The 9,633-nt window shown below is 40.1% G+C and carries 6 protein-coding genes; all 6 read right to left on the reverse strand.

Annotated features, from left to right (window positions below; genetic code table 11):
* Positions 1-74: 74 nt before the first annotated feature.
* Positions 75-695, reverse strand: a complete 621-nt coding sequence (locus tag AACZ73_RS09935; protein ID WP_339877442.1) for a dihydrofolate reductase family protein — start codon at positions 693-695, stop codon at positions 75-77.
* 61 nt (positions 696-756) lie between these two features.
* Positions 757-2,880 carry an alpha-amylase family protein gene (locus AACZ73_RS09940; RefSeq protein ID WP_339877443.1) on the reverse strand — a complete coding sequence of 708 codons (2,124 nt, stop codon included), beginning with the start codon at positions 2,878-2,880 and terminating at the stop codon, positions 757-759.
* Between the two features lie 443 nt (positions 2,881-3,323).
* A complete protein-coding gene (locus AACZ73_RS09945; protein WP_339877445.1) occupies positions 3,324-3,968 on the reverse strand; it encodes a hypothetical protein in 645 nt (214 codons plus the stop codon).
* A 128-nt stretch (positions 3,969-4,096) separates the two neighbouring features.
* Positions 4,097-6,073 carry an ATP-binding protein gene (locus AACZ73_RS09950; protein ID WP_339877447.1) on the reverse strand — a complete coding sequence of 659 codons (1,977 nt, stop codon included), beginning with the start codon at positions 6,071-6,073 and terminating at the stop codon, positions 4,097-4,099.
* A 152-nt stretch (positions 6,074-6,225) separates the two neighbouring features.
* Entirely contained in the window at positions 6,226-7,656 is a 1,431-nt protein-coding gene (locus AACZ73_RS09955) for a DUF1501 domain-containing protein (RefSeq protein WP_339877448.1), read from the reverse strand.
* 422 nt (positions 7,657-8,078) lie between these two features.
* Positions 8,079-9,633, reverse strand: a 1,555-nt coding sequence (locus AACZ73_RS09960; RefSeq protein WP_339877450.1) for a DUF1549 and DUF1553 domain-containing protein, incomplete at its 5' end; no start/stop codon positions are given.

Here is a 9,633-nt window from a genome sequence, read left to right on the forward strand (position 1 = left end):
AAGCTTACTAATTTATAAAAAATCAATGAATTAGAAATGTGTGGATTTAAATCTAATTCAGGTAAATGCTGGTCTTATTTCCTTTTCAGTCTGTATCTCAAGTGCGTGGTCAGGTCGGAAGGGATTACTTCAGTGATTTCGATATCATAGATGTCAGGATTCATTGCCTCAAATAAGCGGATGCCTTTTCCTAAAAATACCGGGGCAATATGAATGAAAAACTCATCTACAAGTGCTGCATTGAGAAACTGCTGTATGGTTTCTGCGCCACCTTGTATCCGGATATCTTTTCCGTTGGCGGATTGTCTAGCTTTTTCCAGCGCACTTTCTATTCCATCATTGATAAAATAGAATCTGGTGGAGCCATTCTGAATCCAAGGTTCCCGCTTCTCATGTGTCAGTACATACACATCCGCTTCGTACAGATCCTCTTCCCAGACGACCTCACCTTCCTCAAACATCCTCTTCCCCATAATGTATGCGCCCGTGCGGGCAAATACGGAGTCAATCAGATTACCATCCTCGCCGGATTCTGTTCCGCCCTTCATTTTGATATGTTTCCAGAATGCTTTTTGCTTAAACATCCAACCATGAATTTTCGGAGAGACTCCGCCCATAGGATTGCTTGGGCCTCTGTGTTCGCCCGCAAAAAAGCCATCCAGTGAAATTGCACTGTCAAAGAATATTTTGCTCATACTGTTTAATGTTGCTGGTCAAAATGCTTGATTTAAGTTTTCCATGTGCTAGACTCGATAATTATCGCTCTATTACAATGCCCTCATACTCTCCAAGTTTTTCTACCTCAAATGAAGTGTATCCATCCTCGTAACTATAGGCAATGTCATTCCCATCAGTCATACTCCATATCCTACTGGGTTCAAAGCTGGTTTTAATCTTAAAGTTTGTCTTGTGTATGGGAAGAGGGCTGAAGTACGTATTTCCGCTGAATCCTGTCAGATTGACCAAATGAAGAATCATCCCTTCGGTGCCTTCGCTGGTATAATTTCCCGGGATATTCCGCGCAAACTCCTGCAATATCACTTCTACTCGCGGATGTACGTCGGTGATGATCAAGTCGTTTACCTCAGGATAAGTATAATCAATAAGATCCAGAAGAATGTTTTTATGCTGCTCATAGCCATGTAGGTAATACAGTTTGCCTAGGTTGATAGGCAAGAGAATCGCACTGCTTTTGGTGTGTTTCTTTATGCCAACTGCATGATAGCCTGTGGGCTCATGTCCCCCAATTTTTTCTGGTGGACCAGGTCTTCCTGGCGTATAGATCGGCAGTTTTTCTTCATCCGCCGATTCAAAGTCATATAGTCCCAGATTAAATTTCCAGAAGAGCAGTTGCTGCTGTTCAAATCTGCCGAAGAGCTTTTTATCCTGTGGATTGAGATAATAACCACTTCCTTCATGATCAAGTTGCTTGATTTTGGCTCCAAACAATTGCTCCAGCGCTTCTGGATGTGCTGACAATGAGCGATTGGTGGCGATTAGATTGGTACCGGATTCATTGATTCTATAAAGTGTTTCCAATGATTCCGCATCTAAATTGGTGATTTCGGGCAGGATCAACACCTTGTAGGATTTGAGTTTGTCTTCCAGATGCGCAATCTGGCTTTTCTCTACAATATCAAACTGGATGTGGGATTCTTTGAGCATCAGCTGAATGCCACGATACTCCTGGGCGGCATCACCAGATGGCCAGGATCCTGGAGCTATTACAGCTATCTGAGCCGGAGAAGTGTAGTTGCCAAAATATGGCTCATACTTCTTGTGTAGAGCGTACACCCTTTGGTAGGTTTCAAAATTGCGCTCATCCTCATAATCGCGGAAATCACCCATAATGCTCATATCCAATCCTGAGCCATTGGCGATATTTTCATACAACCGGATTGCCACTTCTTCCGGCTCTACGGCATTGTATCGGGACTGAAAGGAAATCTGCTGAATGCTGGCATTGCTGACTATGTGATCTGGATAGGAATGAATGATATTGCTCACATTGTCCGAAGCATTGTATGGCCAGTAAGGGAGGGAATTGGTCTGGGACTCATGACGGATGATATCCACATATTTCTCAGAGTAGGTACAGATAGCGATTTGCTCGTTTTTGGATTTGACTAGCTCATGGACGCGGCGTATCAGGTCGTCAGAGGTGTATTGCTTGAATTCCTGATATTTTATAAACACAGGATCGTTGTAGTCTTCCTTCACAGGAAGCTTCATTCCATTGCTGTATTCCGAAAAGCGTTTCAAATCGTAGGGATTCTGATCTATTCCATGATATTCGCCGGTATAGGCATTTTTTGTGGCGTATCCCGGCATGTTGATGAAAATACCATCGATAGGGTAGAGGTCAATTACTTCATCAACGATGTTAAATAACTGCTCCTGTTCATAAGGCGCATTGATAGAAATCACGTACATATCGTCATTCACGATCCTTTTCCCTTCAGGAGATAGGTAAAACCAATCGGGTTGCTTATCAAAAATACTTTTATGTGCCCTGCTGAAATCGAATCTTACAATCACCTTAATTCCATTCTCATGGCATTTGGCGATGACATCGCCAAGCATGTTATCCTTCATATAGGGATTGGTGTACTGATATTCCAGTTGGGTAGGGTAGAAAGCCATAATTCCACCTGCATTGATAATAAGCGTATTTGCAGAGAGGGATTTAAGATCAGCAATCAAGGAATCCGCATCAAGATTTTCAGCTTCATATGCAGGCAGATTGGTCTGAATCACCCGCAGGTTATTTGCCTTCCACCAAGGAATACTATCAGGCCAGGAAGTGGATTGGGCTAGGGAGGTAAAGGGAATCAGCAGAAAAATCGATCCGTAAATCAAGTCTTTGCAGACTGGGCGCATTGAAAAAATTGAAATCCGTTTCATTCAGTAGGTTAGTTATAGGGTTGATTACAATATAATAGGCTATGGATTAAATCTACCGTTTTGGTGGGGTCTTTTTTATGTCTAGGCTGGGTGAGTTTGAGACTTCAATCTAATATCCTTTTCAATTTGTAATTGATAAGGATAGGAATGTAGAATCGAAAGTTTAAAACAGCTTTGGAAAAGCTGTTTAGCGAGAGGCTATTTAGCTCACCTCGGTCTGTGTCTTCACAGACCGGAATTGAAGTGGTCTGTGAAGACACAGACTACGGTGTGGATTCTAGTACTCATTTGCCAATTGAAAATTGGATTGGATATAAAGGTGTAATTACAAATTACACCTAGCTAAACGCCTAGACTACGCTCAGAGAGGGAATCTACACGTGGTGATCTCAACGCATAATCTGAGCTCAATGAGGGTTTTATTGTCTGAATAAATATTTTATAGTCCATATAAAATTACCGCCACTGAGTTTTTCAATAAGAGTATGAAACTGTCTGTGAGTTTGTACAGCTCTTGCTCTTTTCATTTCAACTTCAATGATAGCCTCGGTTGCGAGGGATTTTAATAAACCACATTCTTGAAAGTGCTTTATTTCGTCTTCTGGTTTTATTTTTTCGTCCTCTATATGCTGCCTTACTTTAATATGATATTTCTCCCAAAGTTCTAAAGGCATATAGTCTCTTAAGAAGTCAATACTGAATGTGATGTCAAGAATAGTTATGTAATTATTTGTGGAAAATGTTGTTCGTCTTAATTCATCTTGTGAAAAACTTTTAAAAATTGCGCTTGTGAAAGTCGGCATAGCGTCAACTGCATAATTGCTATTCTGGATCTCATTTATTTCTTCTTGTTTAATAGCATTGATATATTTTTTTATAAATTCTAGGTCTTGAATATATATATGTGATTTGTCAAGTCCAATATGTGTTGAATAGTCAAGCAATACTTTTCTTTGTCGATTTAGTTTCAAAGCAGTGGATACTCTATCAAGTAGTGTTTTTAAAGAAAGTCCTATAAGTGACCCAATCAAAATACCTTCAATATTTATATTAGATAAGTCCATTTGTTTGCGTCCTTTATTAGGGTTTTTTAAATGAGAAGGAATAATTCTTTATTTACTAATACTACTTTGTTGGAGCTGTAGGGTTTTTCCTTTATAAATTTATCAAGTATAAGCTTAATGAGAGTGTATTAAGTTAGGTTTAGTTTTTCAAATAAAACTCTATTTCGTTCATTAGAATCTTTAAGTATTTTATCAAAACTCATTATTTCAACGTACATATTGTAATTGTCGTTAAAAAAGAAATAGCCGTCTCCACTCGGTAAAAGTTTGTAGCCTGCATCAGATGCACTCGCTTTAAGTTTTGTGGTTAAGTCACAAACGATGTAAGCATAAATTGGTGTGTTCTGCCTTATATCAAATTCTCTTTTGTTTTTGTCTTTTGCAATTCCATTAATTACTTCTCTTGCATATCGATTTACTTGTGTGATAGGGTTTTCTTTATCCGAATAATCATCTCTCATTGGTCTTTTAAATTCAACGATTACAATAGATTCGTAAGGTTTTTCATCATTCGTAAATGCAAAAGGTTTATTAAAAATTAATAAATCTGGCCTTTCACTTGATTCTGATTCTATTTCTTTGATTTTTCTAAATTTTTTATCAGAAGCCAAATATTTATGATAGGAAAGCTTCTCATCAATCATCCAGAGGTTGTGGTCTTCAAAGCCTAATTCATCTGAAAGTGTTTGTAAAGGGAATATTAAATTATGTACTGCTTTTTCAGGTGCTTTTTCTTTTAGAAACTTACTGAATAAGTCTAGAACCAACTTCCGGTGAATTACATATTCTGATAATTTGGAGTTTCCAACTTCTATGATTTTAGCATATAGTTCTTGGTGCGATTTTGAAAAACTCTCTTTGTCTCCATCACTCTCTATAAATCGTAATATTTGTTTGGCTTCTTGTTTTACTTCTAATTCAAGTTCTTGTTGAATTTTAAAAAGTTCCAATTCCATTTTCTCTTCGTTTAGAGTCGATGGGATTTTTTTAATTTGATTGGGTTTATATTTTAAAAGTTGTTTATATCTAGGGTGTTGCGAAACAAATTCCTTGACTTTAGTAAATCGAGTCTGGGCCAGTTTTTCAATTTGGTCTTCAAATTCACTATAAATTGTTGAAGTTATTTCTTTACGTAGCTCTTCTTGCGAAGTTTCGTCAGGGAATTCTACTTCACCTTTTGCAAAAGTAATTGAAGTTCTCTCATCATTAACATTATTGTCTAAATAGGCTCCTTCTACGTATACTGAAATTGAAAATCTATTACCTTCTTTATCGTAAAGGAAATTATCTATTTCTGGGATGTCATTTGAAATTTTATCAAATGTTACTTCTCTTGTATTAGCGCAATAATGTATTTTATTGTCAGCTTTCCTGCTATAAAGCTTAACAAGGCTTAACGTAAAAGTGTTGTCTCTTACTTTTATTTTATTGGTTTTAACTTGTCCTTTAGTAAATAATTTAAAAAGGTCATTGACAACGATGGTTTTGCCTAAATCATTTATTAGTATTCTTGGGCAATTAGTGTTTAAAAAATAGACAAATGCGTGTTCAATTATTTTTAAGGCGATATCTTCTGGGTTATTATTACACCATTTCCGATAATCTGATTTTAATCCTCTCAAAGCCACTGTGGTGTATCTTTCCTCTGTAGAATTTACTTGAGTTAAACTATGGCTCTCTATTCCTTTTTTGGTGGGTTCAAATTTGAACTTCCTTAAATTCCACTGTCCATTTTGTTTATAACGACTTTCAATTTCAGCTTTACCATATGCTCTTAACCATGTAAACCGACCAATGCCTTTACCTCCTTTTTGATATTTGTATGTTGAATGGGCATAATTAAATGAATCGAAGTTTTTTTCATTGAATCCAATTCCATTGTCTTTTATTACAAAATCAATTATTTCTGGTAAATCTTCATTTTCCCTTATCTCTATTTTTTTTTGAGTTGAGCGTACAATATCAATTTCAATAATACCTGTAATTGTTGAACTATCTTCTTCTATAGCTTGAATAGAATTAACAATTGCTTCAAATAAGGGAAGTAGCGTATTGCTATACGCTAGTTTCTTTTCGTTAATTTTTCCTTTAATATCTATTTGCATTTTGTTCAGTTTGGCAGGGTGTTTTTGGAATATGAAAGCCATTCCCATTCATCCTCTTTAAAAAGCTCTTCAAAATACATCAGCTTGTATTCTCCCACAAGGTTTAGTTTTCTAACAGAAGGAAATTGTCTTAAAAAGTTATTGTAAAGCATTTACCCCTTTTGCAATAAATCAAACTCCACCTTGCCATGACCATCTGGAGTAGTGTAAAATGGGCGCTGTTCGATTTCGTAGTTTGTTTCTGGAGCTATGCCTAAGGCATGATAAACCGTTTGATGAATGCTATCGATTTTGATTGGGTTTTCTATGCTTTTACAAGGTCGCTCATCAGCTGTTTTTCCATAGACATGACCCTTTTTGATCCCTCCGCCAAACATTAGCATGGAGCATCCATCGGTGAAATGCCTATGCATCCCGTAGTTTTTCATGTCTTCTATGATATCAGGCACTTCCACCTGATCCAGCACTTTCAGACCCGGTCTTCCTTCTGTCATCATATCCCGACTGAATTCTGAGGCGACGATCACTAGGGTTCTGTCCAGTCTTCCACTTTCATCCAGATCAGAGATAAGTTGGGCTATAGGGGAGTCTATCATCTTCTTCATGTCCTTCAGACGGGTATGTCCGTTGTCATGCGTATCCCAACCCTTAAATGGCTCGTATTCGGAAGTGACCGTGATGTATCTGGCGCCCTGATCTACGAGTCTTCTTGCCAAGAGGCAGCCCAATCCAAACTTGCCATTGTTGTACTTATCATAGCTCGCCTTCGGTTCAAGACTAAGATCAAAGGCTTTGGCTTCAGGGGAATTCAGCAGGATATACGCCTGCTCCATAGATTGCTTGAGTGATTCTTTTTGATAGTCTGAGCCATATTCACCCATCGCTCCGGCAGAAATCAGGTCTTGGTAAAGTTGGTTTCTGGATTCAAAACGCTGCGTGGACATGCCGATAGGAGGACGTACGCTATCTAAACCCGCAGAAGGATCGGGAATCAAAAATGGGCCATGCTCAGACCCCAGGAAACCTGCACTGTGAAAAGCCTTCAGTTCCTCGCCTTCACCCACGGAGAAGTTTTGCCCAATGTTTATAAAGGAAGGAATTACGGGATTCAGCGGGCCAAGTTCTTTAGAAATCCATGACCCCAAATGTGGCACGACCACGGATTGTGGAGGTTCGTAGCAGGTATGAAAATGGTACTGGTGACGTGTGTGAAGGATGTGTCCCAGATCTGCTGCCACGTAGGAGCGGATCAGCGTTCCCTTGTCCATGATTTTGGCGATGGATTCCAGACCTTCGGAAAAGTGGATTTCATCCAAAGCTGTCGGAATAGAAGGGAAGGTGCTGAGCACTTCCTTGGACTCCATTCCCTTGCGAAATGGGGTATATTTCTTTGGGTCGAAGGTTTCGGTGTGCGCCATTCCCCCAGCCATGAAAAGCAAGATCACCGAATCTGCCGTTGCCGGGATTTTGTTTGTACCGCAGGAAGATAACAGCCCAGCCATTGGTGCGCCCATTGCCATGGTTGCTATGGCAGCAGCAGAGGTTTTTTTTATAAAGTCTCGACGGTTAAGTTGTGTTTTCATGGTTTTTGTCTCTTTTGATTCTCATTCAGATCCACACTTTTCTTCTCTTTGATTTGCCAGACCGAAGACTGGAGACGGAAGACCGAAGCAGCCTTAATCTAAGTGTGGAGCATTCTATATGATGTTTTAGACCTTTAAGTTTCAATAAAGAAGATATTTTATAATAATCTACCTAGGTGACGTTCAACTTTAGCGCTTGTGAATCTCCAGTCTTCTAAAATACATATTGCACCCTTCTCAATGACGGATTATGTTTTCATCTAAAATCGTGTCAGTCCGAGCGAAGTCGAGGACAATAATTTTACTCACATTAAAATTGGGCTTCGACTTCGCTCAGCCTGACACAATCATCACCCTTTTGTAAATTCTAATTTTTTCTTATTAAGGCTGACGCTACTCCCGTCTTCCGTCTTCTGTCTTTTTCACTCCACCATCTGAAACTCCGGTAGCAATATCACCGCCCAGAATAAATCCTGGATTTTACCTGCGTCTGGTTTTGTGCCTAAAGCCGTCGTTGCGATCGCCAGTTCTTTCTCGTTTGGCTTTCGGTTAAGTGCCTTCAGGTATAATTCCTCCGTGATTTGAACAGGATCGCTGAGTTGAGTATTCCACTTTTCTGCTCCTTTCTGCAAAGCAGAATTCAAGCGCTCTCCGTTTGTAAGTTCCAGTGCCTGCAACAAACTCCCTTGCGCATCCCTGCTCGTCGATACAATCTCACGATTTGGTCTGCCCAAAGCTGTGAGGAAAGGATTATTTGCGACAAGGGATGCTCGCGCAAATGATGGAGTTGCCAATTCAGGTTGCTGAAGCTGAAAGGGATTGTATTTGATTTCCTCTTCCGTGAAAAGGGGATAGACAATCTCACTGACCGCATCAGAAAACTGTTCGGCTGTCATTCGTTTACGCACCATCCCGTTGAATCTGTAGTCATCGGCCATTACCTCATCGTAGGATTCGTATCCTATGGATTGGGATTGGTAGATTTTCGAACTTGCAATCTGGTAAATCAACTCTTTCAGGTCATAGCCATTTTCAACGAAATCTGAAGCTAGCCAGTCCAGCAAATCCTGACTCCAAGGTTCGTTGTCCATTTCATCGACGGGCTCTACGATTCCACGTCCCATCAGCTGCTTCCAAACCCGATTTACAATCGTCCGGTACATTCTTCCATTTGCAGGCTGCACCAATCGATCAGCAAGCTGTCTTAGCTTTTCTGTCCTGCTGGCAGCGCTATCAATATCTCCCAGTTCTTCCCAGAGGATTTTGGTCTTAGCCATTTTCCCAGTAGGAACTTCACAGCGACTGACTTCGAGGGTGGAGTCTGCGAAAATATTCGCGAAAGCATAAGACTCTTCCAGTTTCCAGTCAGAGATAAAGCTATCGTGGCAGGAAGCACATTTCAAGTTCAATCCTAGAATCACCTGCCCAACATTTTGCGCGGCCTGCATTTCGGTTCGCTGACTTGCATTTACAGTTCCTCTCCATTTAATTCCCTCGATAAAGCCCTTAGACTTTTCAGTTGGATTGAGCAATTCCTTGACGAACTGATCGTATGGTTTGTTGTCTTTGAGTGAGGTGTAAAGCCAGTCGCTTATATTATATCGGCCTCCCGTGATGTATCCCGTCCCCGTATAGTCATTTCGGAGGACATCGTTCCAGAAAGTGAGCCAATGAGTGGCATAATCATCCGATTGACTCAATAATTCCTGAAGCCAGATTCCTCGTTTGTCAGGCCTCGGGTCCTTTCTGAAATCATCCAGTTCTTGTGGGCTTGGAATCATTCCGGTGATGTCCAGATAGATCCTGCGGAGATAAGTCTTGTCGTCCACGGCATCTTTCCATTCCAGTTTGTTTTCCTGAAAATATTGATCCACCCAGAGATCAATCGGGTTTTCCAATCCAGTTTTGTAAGCAGGCAGAGTAGGATTTCTAGGAGCCAGTTCCGCAACACGATACACGGACTGCTGGGCAGCTCCA

This window comes from uncultured Algoriphagus sp. (genome assembly GCF_963974835.1).
Lineage (GTDB): Bacteria > Bacteroidota > Bacteroidia > Cytophagales > Cyclobacteriaceae > Algoriphagus.